This window comes from Paenibacillus methanolicus (assembly GCF_008124765.1).
Taxonomy (GTDB): Bacteria; Bacillota; Bacilli; order Paenibacillales; family Paenibacillaceae; genus Paenibacillus_Z; species Paenibacillus_Z methanolicus.
The window spans coordinates 459,361-475,788 of sequence record NZ_VNHS01000006.1 but is presented as its reverse complement, the minus strand read 5'-3'; the positions used below and the strand labels follow the sequence as shown (position 1 = coordinate 475,788).

Below are 16,428 nucleotides of genomic sequence, written 5' to 3'. Positions count from 1 at the left end.
TCGCAGCCTCGAATGGTACATATTTTTTGCGCGACGGACCGGAATCATACCTCGTCGACTCGCGACTGAACAGCTCATGTGCCTCGGCAACTCTATCTTCATTAATTCAGCCCGCGTCGGCGGCCCAAAGTGGGAAAGCTTGTCTGCTTTATGCTATGATAACGGGTAGTAAATAAGTGCGCGAGGTGCCTGACATGGAAAAATGGGTCTTGATCGACGGTAACAGCATCGCTTACCGGGCTTTCTTTGCAATGCCGCCTTTGACGAATTCGGCCGGCATGCACACAAACGCGGTATTCGGTTTTACGCAGATGCTGCTGAAGCTGCTGGAGGAAGAGAAGCCGACGCATATGCTCGTCGCGTTCGACGCCGGGAAAGTGACGTTCCGCCATGAAGGTTACGAGGAATATAAGGGCGGGCGCCAGAAGACGCCGCCGGAGTTGTCGGAGCAATTCCCGATTCTGAAGGAGACGCTGAAGGCGTTCGGCATCGCGCAATTCGAGCTCTCAGGCTACGAAGCGGACGATATTATCGGGACGCTGACGCGCATCGCGGACGAGCGCGGCGTGCAGGCCGTCGTCGTATCGGGCGACAAAGATATGCTGCAGCTGGCTTCCGATCACGTGACGATCGCGATCACCCGCAAGGGCGTCACCGAGATTGAACATTATAATCCTGGCGCGATTCAGGAGAAATACGGCTTGACCCCGCTGCAGATCATCGATTTGAAAGGTCTCATGGGCGATACGTCCGATAATATTCCGGGCATTCCCGGGGTCGGCGAGAAGACGGCGCTGAAGATGCTGCACGAGTTCGGGTCGGTCGAGAACGTGCTAGCCAACACGGACAGCCTGAAGGGCAAGATGAAAGAGAAGGTCGAGACGCACAAGGAAGACGCGATCATGAGCAAGAAGCTCGCGACGATCTACCGCGAAGTGCCGATCGAGAACAAAGCCGACGAGATCGCATACGCCGGCTACGACAAGGCGACGCTGGCCGAATCGTTCCGCAAGCTGGAGTTCAAATCGCTGATCGAACGCCTCGATCTGAACGCCTCGGACGCTTCCGGCGCGGAAGCGGTCCCGGCCGACGAAAGCTACGAGCTCATCGTCGTGGACGAATCGACCACGATGGAGACGTTGAACGAGGCGCTGGCCGGCACCGAATGCGTATATATCGAAGCCGTCGGCGAGAATGCGCATCAAGCGCCGCTGCTCGGCTTGGCCCTGAGCGCGGGCGAACGCGTTCTCGTCCTGTCGCATGATACGCTGATGGGACCTGTGGGAGAGCCGGTGCGAAGCTGGCTCGCCGATCCGGAGGCGCCGAAGCAGGGCTACGACCTGCATAAGGCGGAACTTGCGCTGTCATGGCACGGCATCGAGCTGCGCGGCACTTCCTTCGACGTCATGCTGGCCGCCTACCTGCTAGACCCGACCGAATCCGACCAGACGCTCTCGTTCCTGGCCGGCAAGTACGGTATCCCGTCCATCGCTTCGGACGAGGCGGTGTACGGCAAAGGCGCCAAGTTCAAGGTGCCGGAGGCGGACGTGCTCGCGCGCCATCTCGCGCAGAAGGCCGCATGCGTGAAACGGCTCATCCCGCTCCAGTACGAGGAGCTGGAGAAGAACGGCATGAGCAACCTGTATTTCGATCTGGAGCAGCCGTTGTCCGTCGTCCTCGCTTCCATGGAGAAGAAGGGCATCAAGGTGAATCCGGAGGTTCTGCAGGAGCTGGGCCGCGAACTGGAGCGCAATATCGCGCAATATATGAGCGATATTTATACGCATGCCGGGATGGAGTTCAATATTAATTCGCCGAAGCAACTCGGCGAAGTGCTGTTCGAGAAACTGCAGCTGCCGGTCATTAAGAAGACGAAGACGGGCTATTCCACCGATGCCGAAGTGCTCGAGAAGTTGGAGCCTTATCACGAGATCGTCCGGCTCATCCTGCATTTCCGCCAACTGTCCAAGCTGCAATCTACTTACGTGGAAGGCTTGTTGAAGGAGATCCGGCAGGATACGGGCAAAGTCCATACCTACTACCGGCAGACGATCGCGGCGACGGGACGCTTGTCGAGCCAATTCCCGAACTTGCAGAACATTCCGATCCGGCTGGAGGAAGGACGCCGCATCCGCAAAGCGTTCGTTCCGTCCGAGCCGGGCTGGTACATGCTGGCGGCCGATTATTCGCAGATCGAGCTCCGGGTGCTCGCGCATATCTCGGGCGACGAGAAGATGAAGGAAGCCTTCTTGAACGACATCGACATTCATACGAAGACGGCGATGGACGTGTTCGGCGTATCGCAGGAGGCGGTCGACGCGAACATGCGCCGTCAGGCGAAGGCGGTTAACTTCGGCATCGTATACGGGATCAGCGATTTCGGCCTGTCGAACAATCTGGGGATTACGCGCAAGGACGCGGGCCGCTTCATCGAGCAGTATTTCGAGGCGTTCCAAGGCGTACGCGCGTATATGGATAATATCGTCATGCAGGCGCGCCGCGACGGATACGTCACGACGCTGCTCGAACGCCGCCGCTATCTGCCGGAGATCAAAGCCTCCAACTTCAATCTGCGCTCCTTCGCGGAACGCACGGCGATGAACACGCCGATCCAGGGCACCGCGGCCGATATTATCAAGCTGGCGATGGTGAAGATGGACAAAGTGCTCGAAGAGCGCGGGCTGCGCAGCCGGATGCTGCTCCAGGTGCATGACGAATTGGTATTCGAGGTGCCGGAGGACGAGCTGGAGACGATGAAGACGCTCGTGCCGGAAGTGATGGAGAGCGCGATCCAGTTGGACGTGCCGTTGAAAGCCGACGTCAATTTCGGCGTAAATTGGTACGAGGCCAAGTAAATGATCGGGAAGCATTCGCGTTCGATTTAAGTTATAATGGTCATGCGGTAATGACATTTTTCGCGTATCGTTTAGCGTTGCGTTCCGGATGGGTCGCCGCTTGAGCTAGACGTTCATAGGATTACAGCGGGCTAAGACAGGCGTTTCGGACGAAGCGGCTTGCCTTGGCCTGCTTCGGTGTTGCGGCGCGAGCCGCAATCGGCCGTTGCATCAGGGAGGGGAGACGAATGCCGGAATTGCCGGAGGTTGAAACCGTGCGAAGAACGCTGATCCAGCTGGTCGCAGGCAAGCGGATCGAGCGGGTGACCGTGTCGCTGCCGCGCATCATTCAGCGTCCGCAGGAGCCGGAAGCTTTCGCGGCGGCGCTGGTCGGACAGACGATTCGAACGGTGGAACGAAGAGGGAAGTTTCTGAGGATTATGCTTGACGATCTCGTGCTGGTGTCCCATCTTCGGATGGAAGGACGCTATGGCGTCTACGGACAGGACGAGCCGGTCGAGCTGCATACGCACGTGATTTTTCATTTCGATGACGGCACGGAGCTGCGCTACAAAGACGTTCGCCAGTTCGGCACGATGCATCTGTTCGCGCCGGGCGAGGAACTTCGGCAGAAGCCGCTCTTGAAGCTGGGCATCGAACCGCTGGACGAGTCGTTCACGCTGGAGGCGTTCAAGCAGGCGCTTGCAGGCCGCACGACGAAAATCAAGCCGCTGCTGCTCAACCAAGAATACGTGGTCGGACTCGGCAATATTTACGTGGACGAAGCGCTGTTTACGGCGGGCATCCATCCCGAACGCACGGGCGATACGCTGAAGCCATCGGAGTGGCAGAAGCTGCACGTGGCGGTGCGCTCGACGCTCGAACGCGCGGTGGACGCGGGCGGCTCATCGATCAAGTCGTACGTGAACGGACAGGGCGAGATGGGGATGTTCCAGCATCAGCTATTGATCTACGGGCGGAAGAACGAACCGTGCAGCCGCTGCGGGCGCGCCATCGAGAAGTCGGTCGTCGGCGGACGCGGCACGCATACGTGTCCGTCCTGCCAGAAGCCGCCGAAGCCGAAGGCGGCCGCGCGAGAATAGCGGCGCGATGCACCTGCGGGCGGGTGTTTCGCATATGATGTACCATTCATGGGCGAATATACGTGTTCTTTCGCAAAGAGAGGGCACGATTGGCCATCATGGGAGGGACATCGGTTGCTCGCACATGTTGCATCTTTGCTGCTGCTCGCGTTTGCCGTCAGTCTGGACGGATTGGGCGTTGGCGTTACTTACGGATTGCGCCGAATCCGCATACCGGTCTTCTCGGTCGTCATCATTTCGCTTTGTTCCGGATTTGTCGTGTGGTTATCGATGCAGATCGGTACCGTGCTGGCCGGGTATCTATCCCCCAATTTCGCCAGCTGGGTTGGCGCCGCGTTGCTCGTCATAATCGGCGCGTGGGCATTAATACAGCATTTTCGCAGAGGCAAAGGGGTAGAAGAAGGGCCGGAAGCCGAAGCGGACTTCAGCACCGTTACGGCTCCCGAATCGGGGCAAGGCGGCGCGCCGCCCGCCAGCGACTGGCAGACGACCAAAACGATCGTCATCCTGGAGCTGAAGCGGTTGGGGCTGGTCATCCAAATTTTGCGCAAGCCGCAAATCGCGGACGTGGACCGTTCGGGCATCATCTCCGCTTCCGAGGCGGTGCTGCTCGGGTTCGCGCTGTCGCTGGACAGCTTCGGCGCCGGTTTGGGAGCGGCGATGGTCGGCTTTCCGCCGGTGCTGACCGCGCTGATCATCTGCACGTCCAGCGGATTGTTTCTGCTCGGAGGCATGCAACTTGGCTTCCGCTTCGCGGGTATGCGGGGCATGCAGGCGCTGTCGGTATTGCCGGGATTGATGCTGATCGCGATGGGAATTATGAAATTGCTCTGAATGGGTAAAGAGGTATTAATGAGGTGAAAGCATGATACTCGGGTTAACGGGCGGTATCGCCTGCGGCAAAAGCACGGTCTCGGCCATGCTCGTCCGCCGGGGAGCCCATCTCGTCGACGCCGACAAGGTCGCCCGGGAAGTGGTTCTTCCCGGCGAACCGGCGTTGAACGACATAATTTCGTTATTCGGTCGCCGCGTCATCGCGGAGGACGGATCGCTGGACCGGCGCGAGCTGGGCAGCATCGTGTTCGCGGACGCGGACAAGCTGAAGCAGCTCGAACGCATTCTTCATCCCGCAATTCGGGCTCGCATGCGCCAGCAGGTGGAGGCTTCCGAAGCGGCTGATCCCAAAGGGCTTGTCGTCGCGGATATTCCGCTGCTGTACGAGACGGGACAAGCGGATAGCTATCCGCGCATCATGGTGGTATACATACCGAGAACGCTGCAGATCGAGCGGTTGATGGCCCGCAATTCGCTGCCGATGGAAGAAGCGGTTCGCCGCGTCGACCTGCAGCTGGATATCGAAGAGAAGCGGAAACTGGCCGACTACGTCATCGACAATAGCGGGGACCTGGCGGCCACGGAACGGCAGATTGACGAGTATTGGCATGAAGCGGGATTGGCATGAAGATCGTGAATAAACATCGGTTTCGCCGAAGAATGCTGGCGCTGCTCGTCGTGGCGCTGGTTGGACTCTTATTTCTCAATTCCGATTGGATCGGACGCTGGATGTATCCGATCGCATACGAAGCGGACATCCGCGTCAGCGCGAAGAACTACGGCCTCGAACCGCAGTTAATCGCCGCGATCGCGCGCGTGGAGACGAATTACAGTCCGGGCAAAGTGTCGAGGAAAGGCGCGGTCGGCATTATGCAAATCATGCCGGACACGGCGAAGTGGATCGTCGAGCGCGGTGGTTTTAACGGCGTCACGCTGGACAACCTGTCGGCCCGCGCCGATATCGGCATCGAGATCGGCTCCTGGTATTTGCAATCCCTGCACAAGCAATTCGACGACAACCGTTATGCCGCCATTGCCGCCTACAACGCAGGACCCGGAACGGTGAAGCGGTGGCTGTCGGAAGGCACGTGGGATGGGCGGGAAGAGACGCTCGACAACATCCCCTACGGGGAGACCAGGCACTATGTACAACGGGTCATTTATTATTATAATAAGTACAGGAAGCTGTACCCGGATCTTTAGCCGAGCGCGGCAACGGGTTAACGATAAAGAAGCTCCGGGTGCAAGCCGCCTGTGGAGGGCGGCTTGTCCGAAGCTTCAACCATCTTAGTAATTATTTGTATTGACCGGCAAGGGACTGCTCAGCGATTTGGACCAGCTTACGAGTGATGTAGCCCCCAAGGGAACCTGCGTCACGCGTAGCCATGTTACCGTAGTAACCGTCTTGTGGGATGGAGATACCCAGCTCTTGAGCAACCTCGTATTTCATTTGGTCGAGGGCTGCATTCGCTTGTGGTACAACCAGTTGATTGCTGCTGCGATTTTGGCTCATTGTCGTTCACCTCCTTGCGGTTGGTAACAGTATTATGTTTCGTCTTGACGGTTTTCATTACAACGAATTGATTAGCAAATGTTTCCGTAAGCGTTTCACGCAAGTTCGGGTGGGCGATCGCGCCGGCTGAAGCGGCTTACATAACTGGAGGTAAGGGCGAGATGAAATGTCCGTATTGCGATTACGCAGGCACCAAAGTACTGGATTCCCGGCCCGCGAACGAGAATAAATCGATTCGCCGCAGAAGGGAATGCGAGAAGTGCAGCCGCCGATTCACCACCTTCGAGATGGTGGAAGAAACGCCGCTGATCGTCATTAAGAAAGATGGCAGTCGCGAGGAGTTCTCGCGCGACAAAGTGCTGCGCGGTCTCATTCGGGCATGCGAGAAGCGGCCGGTCTCGGTCGAACGACTCGAAGTTATTGTATCCCAAGTCGAGAAAGAGTTGCGCAATACCGCCTCCACCGAAGTCGACAGTCAGCGGATCGGCGAGATCGTGATGGGCGAGTTATATCCGGTCGATGAAGTGGCCTACGTTCGCTTCGCCTCCGTGTACCGCCAATTCAAAGACATCGACATGTTCATGAAAGAGCTCAACAATTTATTATCGAACCACCCGCTCAGCGGCGGCAAAAAAGATTGACACCGCTGAGCTCACGTGGTATGATCTTACTTGTCTGTAAGACATACACGGGGCCTTAGCTCAGCTGGGAGAGCGCATCGCTGGCAGCGATGAGGTCAGGGGTTCGATCCCCCTAGGCTCCACCATAACTTAGAACCCGCAAACCCTTGATAATCAAGGGTTTTTTTATTTTTCTCTTCATCAACTTCATAAGCGGAAAAACGTGAATTTAGGCAATTGGGGACGGATTGGGGACGAAGAAAAACATGATCCTTTTTAGGGCATCTTTTTGAGTAGTGGACTCCTGCGGTGCCCTTCAATTTTTTAACTTAGAAACATTACAGCTCGGCTATTGCTCCACGTAAAAATTCCCTCGACTATGTCAAAACTCGGTATGTGCTCCCTTGCCGTCCTCACTTGGAGTTTGTTCCCTAACCTTAATGCTACATTAGATCCGAAAATGAGAAAAGACATGCAGTCGAATATTCCTCTTGCATAGCGAACGTACATTCGCTATATAATAAGATCATACGTTCGTATCGAAGGGATAGGTGAATGCGTTAAATATTGTTTGTAACTGAAAAATAAAGAATGTAACTGATAAAAGAAGTTTGTAACTGCAAAATAGAATATGTAACTAAACTAAGGTTGCTCAAAGCAGAGCAACCTTTTTCTTTTTGACGATTTTACGTACTGTCTGTAAGCCTTTCTGAGGTGTTTCTCAGCGAAGGAGGATGTTTGTAAGGAATTCATCATTTATATATTTATGAGCCTTACAGAGGGCTATAGAGTCTTTTCGAAAAAGGATCTTGAAGGGTTGGATTAAGCTACCCCGAAAATTACTCTTAGCACACACCCGAAAATGGCAGCACGAAACTAAGCCCAGCTTTAATGGCTTTAAAAAAACTGTGCTTCTTATGATCTATGAGAGTTTAGAAAGTTAAGAGGCCTCCGAGGTAGAAATCGCAACCTGAAATCCAAGATTCTCCAGCCTTCGTACGGCTTGTCTCACGATCGCGTCCTGCTGTCGCTGCTCAAGTAATGGCTGCCTAAGTCCTTGTAGTCCTCTTTGCGTGTGAGAAGGTGGTAAGCAATGATCATGATGGAATGGGCGACCGCTACGGCTGCTCGGTGTCGGCCTTTTCGGGAGGCAATGCGTCGGTACTGGGCCCCCAGGTAGTTGTCGGATCTGCATACGGAGTAGGCAACTTCAATCAGTGCCGCTCGGAGATATTTGTTGCCTTTGCGAGTTTTCGAGGACTTTCGTTTTTCGGCATTTTCATTCTGCCCGGGCACTAGTCCTGCCCATGAACAGAGATGAGCGGCAGCAGGGAATCCTGAACCGACGTCGGTTCCAACCTCGGCTAAGATTTGTTCCGCAGTACGCCGACCAATTCCCGGAATGGTATCTAACCGCTCAATGTCTTCCTGAAAAGGGGCGAGCCGTTTGGACCTCCGTATCCAATTCGAGAATTTGTTCATTCAGAAAATCGACGTGTGTAAGCATGGTTTTCAACATAATCCGTTGGTGGGGGCTCATGTTACCACGCAAGGCCAATTCCAGCTCTTCTTTCTTTTTCTTGAGTGTTCGCCGTGCGAAGGCAGCCAGCTTTTCGGGATCTTCTTCCCCCTCTATCATGGCACTCATCATATCGCGGCTGCTTACGCCCATAATGTCGGAGACAACAGCAGCGAGCTTAATGTTAGCGCCTTCCAAGACCTTTTGCACTCGGTTGTGTTCACGAGACCGCTCTTGAATCAAGCTTCGACGGTAACGAACTAATTCGCGAAGTTCGCGTTGGTTACAGTCCGGAATATAGCTGGGCTTGAGCAATCCGTGACGCAGAAGATTACAGATCCACTCGGCATCTTTCACATTCGTTTTTCTGCCGGGAACGGCTTTAATGTGCTATGCGTTGACGACGAGAACTGAATCTCCTCAGCTTCAAGCAGGTTGACGATTGGTTTCCAGTACACACCGGTACTCTCCATAGCCACATGCGTACAGCGATGCTGCTTGATCCAGTCGATCAAGCCGAGCAGAAAAACCGTGTGCGTACGAAACGTTTTAATTTCCTTTCCTTCAGAAGTTATGACGCAAGCCGTGATGGACTTCTTGTGAACATCCAAACCGCAAGCGCGCTCGATCAGGACATCCATAACATCCACCTTCCTACGGCAATTGAAATTGAGGACTGGTGCAACAACCAGAAAAGGATTACTCTACCCCGCGTGCTTCCAAAAAGGAGCGACATACCGTGGTGCACCGTGATCGTCGTAGTCAGACTAACGGATGGGTTCGCAACACCATAGCTTAACGACCTTCCTCACCAGCCGTAAGAATAGTATAAAGCTAAAGCGCCGCATCAAAATTTTCATTACTCTGTGGTGCCCCGAGAGGGGCATGGATGGCTACCGGAAAACGTTGGCGCAACAATCAACAGCGGCAGCCGGCCACAGATCGGCGGCCGTTCGTCATTAATTCCGGTGAAACGTAACATAAGTAACTGCGAAATCTCCCCCGCAATATCAGTTCAGAGATTGTCGGTTTTTTAAATTCTCTGCTTGCTAAAATGAGATAGAAGGGAGGTCATTGAAGTGGATTCGATTCAGAACATGAACAGGGCATTAGCCTATATTGAGGCCAATCTCGACGATGAAATCGACTTTGGGCAAGTGGCCAGAATTGCAAGTTGTTCTGAACATCAATTCAATCGAATGTTTTCATTCTTATCTGGAGTTGGTCTATCGGAGTATATTCGGAACAGGCGTCTAACTTTGGCGGCGATGGAACTGCAGTCCGGTACGGCCAAAGTAATTGATGTAGCCTTGAAATACGGCTATAACTCGCCGGATTCTTTTTCGAGAGCTTTTCAACATATGCACGGAGTTGCGCCATCGTTGGTCAAGGAAAACGGCAGTCTGTTAAAAGCGTATCCGCCAATGACCTTCCAACTAACAATCAAAGGCGGTGCAGAGATGAATTTTTACTTCGTGGAAAAAGAAGCATTCAACATTGTTGGGATTAAGGAGACAGTGGACACAACGGGCGGCAATTTTCACCCGGAAATCTGGAACGAGCTTGAGAATGATGACCTTCTTAAGAAGTTGGAGCAGTTCTCAAATACGGATTTCCAAGGGATTCTGCATGTAAATGCGAATATTACTGCGAACAGCCGAGATTATTATATTTCGGTCGCAACAACGAAGGATGATTCACAAGAGTTTACGACGTTTGAGATTCCGGCAGCGACATGGAGTGTTTTCAAAACTTCGGGCCCACAGCCCGATACGATGCTGAAGACATGGGAGCGGATATATGCGGAATGGCTGCCTTCGTCTGGTTATGAACTTGCTGAGTCGATCGAATTTGTCCGTGATTTGAATGATCCAACGGATCTCTCCGCCTATGAAATCTGGGTTCCTGTGAAAAAGCGATGAATGGCTATAAAGAAAAGTGTACTGGAGATACGTTCTAAGTAAAAGTACCTGGGGGATTCGTAGTTGAAGTTATGCGTTAACAAAATAGAGACAGCGAATTAAGGAACTCGGACGCGAGTGCCTTATTCGCCATTTGCCCTGTTACGGTGAACCGTATCATAAATGACGGCAAAAAATAAAGTGCTAGGTCGAGTGCTCTACGTCAGTCCTCGAGGGCGAAGGTCTGGGCGACTGTGATGGTGAACTTGCCATCTGCGACGTACTGGGCGAACTCGCCGAGACGTTATAGTGTATGGTCTGGCCTTCCCCGGAGCTGGTGCGGACGCCGAGTTTGGCGGCTGCGGCGAAGTCGCTGATGGTTAGGACACGGCGGGGATCACCATCGGTGATCCGGATAAGATCGGGTAGTACGCCTCTGACTGGTGCTGTGTCCAGGACCAGGTCCACTGCAGCTAATACGGTTCACGAGCCTATCTTGAAGTTTAACGATCTTGTCATCGACTTATCGCAAAGGAGCGTTATACTTGGAGGCGAGCGGGTCAAGTTGACGCCTACGGAATACGACCTGCTCAAGATATTAGCGACGAATGCGGACAAGGTCATCACGCAGCGGCAACTGCTTCAGCAGGTCTGGGGCGGACACCACAGCGAATCCGAAAGTCATTATCTAAGGGTGTATAATAGTCATTTAAGGAAGAAACTTGAGGAGGACCCGACTCGTCCGAAGTTGATTGTGACGGAATCTGGGATTGGTTATCGTTTCGTAACACCGGAATAACGCAAGGCATGTCATCGGACTCAACCATGTCTTTATTAGCCGAATAATCTGTTAATAGAAGAAAACAAGTGAAACCGCTCTCACCTCGTTCAACTAAATAACCCGCTACGGCAGCCGAGCGGCTGCCGTTTTCTTAACTTATGGACAGGATAGTTGAAATTGTACAATCCGTGTCAGAGCAAACGTTATTGACAATGCAACTACTACGTGTTACTTTATAGCTGTAGTAAGTAACACTGCATACCAGTCCTACAGAATAGCGAAGGTGATTGTGTTGGAAAATTTAACGGAAATGCTCAAAGGCGTGCTTGAGGGCTGCGTCCTTGAGATTATTAGCCGCAACGAAACCTACGGCTACGAAATTACGCGGCGGCTGAATGCTCTCGGCTTCACTGATGTTGTGGAGGGAACGGTCTACACCATCCTGATTCGTCTTGAAAAAAGCAAGTTGGTGGAAGTAACGAAAAAGCCCTCGGACATGGGGCCGCCGCGAAAGTTTTTCGCGCTCAACAACGCGGGGCGTGAGGAGCTGAAGAGATTCTGGGAAAAATGGGAGTTCGTATCATCCAAAATGAACGAGTTAAAGGAGATCAAATCATGAATTTTTGGGATAAAATTACCGGCAACGACATGACGAAGGAAATGAAAGCTTTTGAATCGCGAGCCCAAAAGCTGCCGGCTGATTATCAAGCGGCATGGAAAGAGATTAATGCCAATCTTTGGATACACTCCGATTTCACCGGTCGCAACCTCATGCCCATCCTTGACGGCGTGCTTGGCCTGCTCGAAGAAACGGCGGCGGATGGTCAGCGTGTCCGTGAGGTTTTGGGTGACGATCTCAAAGGCTTCTGTTCCGCGCTGGCCGGCGAAGAAGGGGCAAAGTCTTTTCGAGATAAGTGGCGAGAGCAACTTAACCATAATATCGCCAAAAAATTAGGTAAAAAATAGGAGGGTAGTTAGATGAAAATACGAGATATCATCGAAGGCAAAAAAGAGTGGCGAGTACACGTGGCGCGTGTCAAAGCGCTCCCGCAAGATTATCAGATCGTTTATAAAGAGATGCAAAAATATTTCTTTAAGGTTGGCCCTGTGGAGCTGACCGAGGGGACGGGGTTGCTCTCGGGGATTGTCGATCTTTTTGAAGAGGGTGCGGCCATGGGGAAAGGCGTGCTCGAAGTGACGGGCAGAGACGTAGCGGCTTTCTGCGATGAGCTAATCCAAGATTCAAAAACTTATGCTGACATTTATCAACAATCTATTGATCACAAAAGTAACAAGAAATGAAATAGGCCGCGGATATAAAATAATGGAGGGGATATGGGATGGGAAAAGCGATTGAAGTAAAAGGTCTGCAAAAGTCCTACAAGAAACTTCATGTTCTAAAGGGCGTCGATCTCGAGGTGGAAAAGGGCAGCATTTTTGCCCTGCTTGGCTCCAACGGGGCCGGTAAGACAACGGTTGTCAAAATTCTCAGTACACTGCTCCAATCGGACAGCGGAACCGTCACTGTTAATGGATTCGATATTACGTCAAAGCCAGACCAGGTTAGGCAGTCCATCAGTCTGACCGGACAATTTGCCGCGGTTGACGAGATTTTGACCGGGCGGGAGAATCTGATTTTAATCGCCAAGCTGCGGCACCTTAAAAATCCGAGGCAGGTTGCGGACGATATGCTGAAACGCTTCGGTTTGACAGATGCCGCGGACCGAAAAGCATCTACTTATTCGGGTGGTATGCGCCGCAGGCTCGACATCGCGCTGAGCTTGGTGGGAAAACCGCAGATCATTTTCCTCGACGAACCAACCACTGGGCTTGACCCCGAGGCACGTATCGAGGTGTGGAAGATTGTAAAGGAGCTTGCCGATGGCGGCACGACGGTATTCCTGACCACGCAGTATTTAGAGGAAGCTGAACAGCTTGCCGACCGAATATCCATTCTTCATGAGGGCAAAATTATCGCCAGCGGCACGCTCGCCGAACTGAAAAAGCTGTTCCCGAAGACAAAGGTGGAGTATGTTGAAAAACAGCCGACATTGGAGGAAATATTCCTCGCCATCATCGGTAAAAAGGAGGCCATGTAAATGGAGGCGAAAAACCATTTTTTCAGTGACATGAGCGTCATGCTTGGACGTTCCATGCGCCATATTTTCCGCAGCATGGACACCATCTTCACGGTCTGTATCACCCCCATTGCAATGATGCTGTTATTTGTCTATGTGTTTGGCGGCGCAATCGAAATCGGTACGGGTAACTATGTGAACTATCTATTGCCCGGCATATTGCTTATGGCGATTGCGAGTGGAGTTGCCTACGTGGCTTACCGCCTGTTTATGGATAAGCAGCGGGGCATCATTGAACGGTTCCATACCATGCCGATTGCGCGTTCCTCCGTGTTGTGGGGGCATGTGCTGACCTCGGTGGTATCCAACGTCATTTCTGTTGTCGTCATCATTCTCGTAGCGCTCCTGATGGGCTTTCGCTCGTCGGCGGGGGTACTGTCTTGGCTTGCCGTCGCAGGCATTCTCGTGCTGTTTACGCTGGCTTTGACTTGGATCGCGGCCATTGCCGGACTAACCGGAAAAACGATGGAAGGAGCTAGCGCCTTTTCTTATCCGTTAATCTTCCTGCCATTCATCAGTTCTGCCTTTGTACCGACCGACACGATGCCGTCAGTCGTACGCGCCTTTGCCGAAAACCAGCCCGTGACGTCTATCGTAGAGACCATCCGAGCACTATTGTCAAATCAACCGGTAGGCCATGATATCTGGGTGGCTTTAGCGTGGTGCTTAGGGATCATGATTGTCGCCTATCTATTTGCGGTGCGTGCATACAAACGGAATGCAACTTAATAGTTGTAAGATCAGGGAGCAGGCTGCCGACGGGCGGTCTGTTCTTTTTATTAGTAAGTAGGCCTCAAACCATGGATGCCGTCCGGAAACCGAAAACAACTCGTTATTTACATACACACTGTATGTATGTTAATTTAGATGTATCATAACCGAGAGGTGGTTATTTAGTTGAAAGTATCCAGTTTTTATCCCGTCGTATTAACGGATCAAGTCATGGCTACAGCTGGATTTTATATCGAGCGCTTCGGATTTGAGAAGGTTTTCGAGGCAGACTGGTATGTGAGCTTGAAAATATCCGGCAATGACATTCCGTTCGAGTTGGCTATACTCGACGCTTCTCATCCGACCGTCCCCCAAGCGTATAGGACGCAAACAAAAGGGTTAATCCTTAACTTTGAAGTAGACGACGTGGACGCGGAATATGACCGTCTTATTCGGGACGCCGACCTTCCCCTCGAACTCGAAATCCGGACCGAGGATTTTGGGCAGCGGCATTTTATGACTTCCGACCCCAACGGGGTCTTGATCGATGTCATAACCGTCATACCGCCGACAAGCGAATACGATCGTCAATATATCAATGAGATTTGGAAATAAGGAACCGACGATCCCGATAGGAGTCGGAAGTACGGCCCGAACATCGTGTTACGAACGGAGAATGGGTTGATCATGAGGAAAAGCAAGGCCGAAACGGCAGAAACGATTCAAAAGTTGATCGAAATTGCCAGAACGCATTTTACCGATCATGGCTACGCGAATACGGCATTGGAAAAGATTGTTCAAGAAGCGGAGCTGACGCGGGGAGCGGTGTATCACCATTTCCGCAACAAGAAAGAACTGTTTCGAATCGTACTGGAAGAAGTTCAGCGAGACGTAGCCTTGAAGGTTGAACAAGAGGCAGCGACTACGAATGACTTGTGGCAGCAGCTTTACTTCGGTTGCCGCGCATTTATTATGGCTGCCGTCGAAGAGCGAAACAGACGGATACTGCTGATTGATGGGCCGGCGATTCTAGGCTGGGATGTTTGGAGAGAAATGGACAAAAACCATTCGATGCGATTATTGAGGGAACAGCTTGCAATGATGCAAAGCCAGGGGTACTTCCGGATGGCGCCTCTTGATCCTTTGACCCATTTTGTTTCGGGCGGTCTCAACGAAACGGCCCTTTGGCTGGCCAATGAATCCTCGAATGCCTATACGTTAGAAGAGATTATGAGCGTTGTTGGGTCCTTCCTAGAAGGGGTTAAATAATGCCATTTACCTTCTCCAAAAAACAACGATCCTACGCAACCGGAACAACGGTTGCGTTTTTTAGTCATAGGACGAAGAAATGCCCATCGGCGTGCTGACGGCCATACATAACACGTCTTCTAATCCATATAATGAATTGATTTTGCCTGGAATGTTGCCGCACCGCCTAGGTTGATGATGACAAGAAAGGGGCTTGCCTATGTGCACGAATCTTATGCTGCGCACCGATACGCCCGGACATCCGGTCATATCCGCGCGCACGCTCGATTTCGGACAGAAGATCCCGACCTATGCGACGATCATGCCGCGGGGGCAGTCTTTCCCTCGGATCGCCGCCCCCGGCGCCTTGAGTTGGCGCAGCACGTATGGGTATGCCGGCATGGCGCTGGAGATCGCGGGACTGCCCGCCGCCTCCTATATCGACGGCCTCAACGAAGCGGGCTTATCAGCTGCGGCGTTATGGCTGCCCGGATCGTCGTATCCGACGCCGGACCAGGCCGGCGGCCGCCCGACGATTTACTCGATCGAGCTAGTCGAATGGATACTCGGCTGTTTCGGGACCGTGGACGAAGTCAAGGAGGCGCTGGCGCAGGTGACGGTGCTCGACATCCGCAGAGTGGCTCCGGGCTACAGCAAGCCGCCGCTGCATTACATCGTCAGCGACGCGGCCGGCCGTTCGCTCATCGTCGAATTCATGGGGCAATCGATGCAGCTTTATACGTGCGGCAACGGCGTGCTGACGAACGCGCCCTCGTATGATTGGCAGTTGATTAATTTGAGCAACTACGAGAATATCTCGCTCGTGAACAGTCCGCGCATCTGGTGGGGGCAGGAGCTGAACGGAAGCGGCCAGCTTGGCCTTCCGGGCGATCCGACTCCGCCTTCGCGCTTCGTTCGGGCCACTGCTTTGCAGCAGAGCGGGTACGGACCTTCCAACGAGCAGCATGGCGTCGGCCTGGCCAATCAATTGATCCGCAGCTTAGCCGTGCCGTACGGGACGATACTGCCCGCCGCGCCGGGAGGCGACGGCGATCATACGCAGTGGGCCGTTATTCGGGATCATCGGAGACGCGACTATTATTTCTGGTCCGCTTTCAATCCTACGCTGTTCAAAATCTCGCTCGCTTCCCTGGACTTAAGCGCCATTAGCCCGAAACGCACCCCGGTCGACCAGCCGAATTGGCACGTCGATCTCTAGAATTGGA

Annotated in this window: 17 protein-coding genes, 1 tRNA gene and 1 pseudogene; 17 read left to right on the top strand and 2 right to left on the bottom strand. The window is 53.0% G+C overall.

Annotated elements, in window-relative coordinates; translation table 11 throughout:
• Window positions 1–194 precede the first annotated feature (194 nt).
• The 5 genes from polA (at window position 195) to BCM02_RS18275 (ending at window position 5,974) form a co-directional block, all read left to right on the top strand.
• Window positions 195–2,855, top strand: coding sequence for a DNA polymerase I (polA, locus tag BCM02_RS18295; RefSeq protein ID WP_148930544.1), 2,661 nt, complete (start codon window positions 195–197; stop codon window positions 2,853–2,855).
• A gap of 227 nt (window positions 2,856–3,082) precedes the next feature.
• Complete coding sequence (mutM, locus tag BCM02_RS18290) at window positions 3,083–3,937, top strand: DNA-formamidopyrimidine glycosylase (RefSeq protein WP_148930543.1); 855 nt, start codon at window positions 3,083–3,085, stop codon at window positions 3,935–3,937.
• A 114-nt stretch (window positions 3,938–4,051) separates the two neighbouring features.
• On the top strand, window positions 4,052–4,771 hold the full coding sequence (locus BCM02_RS18285) for an MntP/YtaF family protein (RefSeq protein WP_187434283.1): 720 nt from the start codon (window positions 4,052–4,054) through the stop codon (window positions 4,769–4,771).
• 31 nt (window positions 4,772–4,802) lie between these two features.
• The gene (gene coaE, locus BCM02_RS18280; protein ID WP_148930541.1) at window positions 4,803–5,399 is read left to right on the top strand and encodes a dephospho-CoA kinase; all 597 of its coding nucleotides are present in this window, start codon (window positions 4,803–4,805) and stop codon (window positions 5,397–5,399) included.
• Entirely contained in the window at window positions 5,396–5,974 is a 579-nt protein-coding gene (locus BCM02_RS18275) for a lytic transglycosylase domain-containing protein (RefSeq protein WP_148930540.1), read from the top strand. The genes coaE and BCM02_RS18275 overlap by 4 nt, the downstream gene beginning before the upstream one ends.
• 91 nt (window positions 5,975–6,065) lie before the next feature.
• On the opposite strand, the gene BCM02_RS18270 is transcribed toward BCM02_RS18275, so the two are convergent.
• A complete protein-coding gene (locus BCM02_RS18270) occupies window positions 6,066–6,284 on the bottom strand; it encodes an alpha/beta-type small acid-soluble spore protein (RefSeq protein ID WP_148930539.1) in 219 nt (72 codons plus the stop codon).
• A gap of 161 nt (window positions 6,285–6,445) precedes the next feature.
• On the opposite strand from BCM02_RS18270, the gene nrdR reads away from it, so the two are divergent.
• A complete protein-coding gene (gene nrdR / locus BCM02_RS18265) occupies window positions 6,446–6,925 on the top strand; it encodes a transcriptional regulator NrdR (protein ID WP_148930538.1) in 480 nt (159 codons plus the stop codon).
• A 49-nt stretch (window positions 6,926–6,974) separates the two neighbouring features.
• Window positions 6,975–7,050 (top strand) — tRNA-Ala (locus BCM02_RS18260).
• A gap of 794 nt (window positions 7,051–7,844) precedes the next feature.
• Here the strand turns inward: BCM02_RS18260 and BCM02_RS18255 are convergent.
• Window positions 7,845–9,064: pseudogene (locus BCM02_RS18255) on the bottom strand (IS110 family RNA-guided transposase).
• A 438-nt stretch (window positions 9,065–9,502) separates the two neighbouring features.
• On the opposite strand from BCM02_RS18255, the gene BCM02_RS18250 reads away from it, so the two are divergent.
• The 10 genes from BCM02_RS18250 to BCM02_RS18205 all read left to right on the top strand — a co-directional run bounded on the left by BCM02_RS18250 (window position 9,503) and on the right by BCM02_RS18205 (window position 16,421).
• Window positions 9,503–10,345 (top strand): AraC family transcriptional regulator, encoded by an 843-nt coding sequence (locus BCM02_RS18250; RefSeq protein ID WP_148930537.1) that lies wholly within the window; start codon window positions 9,503–9,505, stop codon window positions 10,343–10,345.
• A gap of 475 nt (window positions 10,346–10,820) precedes the next feature.
• Window positions 10,821–11,123, top strand: coding sequence for a winged helix-turn-helix domain-containing protein (locus BCM02_RS18245; RefSeq protein WP_342791317.1), 303 nt, complete (start codon window positions 10,821–10,823; stop codon window positions 11,121–11,123).
• A gap of 274 nt (window positions 11,124–11,397) precedes the next feature.
• Window positions 11,398–11,724, top strand: coding sequence for a PadR family transcriptional regulator (locus BCM02_RS18240; RefSeq protein WP_222871017.1), 327 nt, complete (start codon window positions 11,398–11,400; stop codon window positions 11,722–11,724).
• The gene (locus BCM02_RS18235) at window positions 11,721–12,071 is read left to right on the top strand and encodes a DUF1048 domain-containing protein (RefSeq protein ID WP_148930536.1); all 351 of its coding nucleotides are present in this window, start codon (window positions 11,721–11,723) and stop codon (window positions 12,069–12,071) included. Before BCM02_RS18240 ends, BCM02_RS18235 begins: the two co-directional genes overlap by 4 nt.
• Before the next feature lie 12 nt (window positions 12,072–12,083).
• Window positions 12,084–12,407: a DUF1048 domain-containing protein gene (locus BCM02_RS18230; protein ID WP_148930535.1), complete on the top strand. Its 324-nt coding sequence runs from the start codon at window positions 12,084–12,086 to the stop codon at window positions 12,405–12,407.
• Window positions 12,408–12,445: 38 nt separating this feature from the next.
• Window positions 12,446–13,204 carry an ABC transporter ATP-binding protein gene (locus BCM02_RS18225; RefSeq protein ID WP_148930534.1) on the top strand — a complete coding sequence of 253 codons (759 nt, stop codon included), beginning with the start codon at window positions 12,446–12,448 and terminating at the stop codon, window positions 13,202–13,204.
• Window positions 13,205–13,972, top strand: a complete 768-nt coding sequence (locus BCM02_RS18220) for an ABC transporter permease (RefSeq protein WP_148930533.1) — start codon at window positions 13,205–13,207, stop codon at window positions 13,970–13,972.
• A gap of 168 nt (window positions 13,973–14,140) precedes the next feature.
• Window positions 14,141–14,569: a VOC family protein gene (locus BCM02_RS18215; RefSeq protein WP_148930532.1), complete on the top strand. Its 429-nt coding sequence runs from the start codon at window positions 14,141–14,143 to the stop codon at window positions 14,567–14,569.
• Between the two features lie 72 nt (window positions 14,570–14,641).
• Complete coding sequence (locus BCM02_RS18210; protein WP_148930531.1) at window positions 14,642–15,223, top strand: TetR/AcrR family transcriptional regulator; 582 nt, start codon at window positions 14,642–14,644, stop codon at window positions 15,221–15,223.
• Between the two features lie 199 nt (window positions 15,224–15,422).
• A complete protein-coding gene (locus BCM02_RS18205) occupies window positions 15,423–16,421 on the top strand; it encodes a linear amide C-N hydrolase (RefSeq protein ID WP_148930530.1) in 999 nt (332 codons plus the stop codon).
• The last annotated feature ends 7 nt before the right edge of the window (window positions 16,422–16,428 follow it).

What these genes read in the sequence shown, in the direction of transcription:
- BCM02_RS18210 (WP_148930531.1), top strand. Translation starts at nt 14,642, where the DNA reads ATGAGGAAAAGCAAGGCCGAAACGGCAGAAACGATTCAAAAGTTGATC.
- mutM (WP_148930543.1), top strand. Translation starts at nt 3,083, where the DNA reads ATGCCGGAATTGCCGGAGGTTGAAACCGTGCGAAGAACGCTGATCCAG.
- nrdR (WP_148930538.1), top strand. Translation starts at nt 6,446, where the DNA reads ATGAAATGTCCGTATTGCGATTACGCAGGCACCAAAGTACTGGATTCC.
- BCM02_RS18225 (WP_148930534.1), top strand. Translation starts at nt 12,446, where the DNA reads ATGGGAAAAGCGATTGAAGTAAAAGGTCTGCAAAAGTCCTACAAGAAA.
- BCM02_RS18230 (WP_148930535.1), top strand. Translation starts at nt 12,084, where the DNA reads ATGAAAATACGAGATATCATCGAAGGCAAAAAAGAGTGGCGAGTACAC.
- BCM02_RS18270 (WP_148930539.1), bottom strand. Translation starts at nt 6,284, where the DNA reads ATGAGCCAAAATCGCAGCAGCAATCAACTGGTTGTACCACAAGCGAAT.
- coaE (WP_148930541.1), top strand. Translation starts at nt 4,803, where the DNA reads ATGATACTCGGGTTAACGGGCGGTATCGCCTGCGGCAAAAGCACGGTC.
- BCM02_RS18275 (WP_148930540.1), top strand. Translation starts at nt 5,396, where the DNA reads ATGAAGATCGTGAATAAACATCGGTTTCGCCGAAGAATGCTGGCGCTG.
- BCM02_RS18220 (WP_148930533.1), top strand. Translation starts at nt 13,205, where the DNA reads ATGGAGGCGAAAAACCATTTTTTCAGTGACATGAGCGTCATGCTTGGA.
- polA (WP_148930544.1), top strand. Translation starts at nt 195, where the DNA reads ATGGAAAAATGGGTCTTGATCGACGGTAACAGCATCGCTTACCGGGCT.
- BCM02_RS18235 (WP_148930536.1), top strand. Translation starts at nt 11,721, where the DNA reads ATGAATTTTTGGGATAAAATTACCGGCAACGACATGACGAAGGAAATG.
- BCM02_RS18205 (WP_148930530.1), top strand. Translation starts at nt 15,423, where the DNA reads ATGTGCACGAATCTTATGCTGCGCACCGATACGCCCGGACATCCGGTC.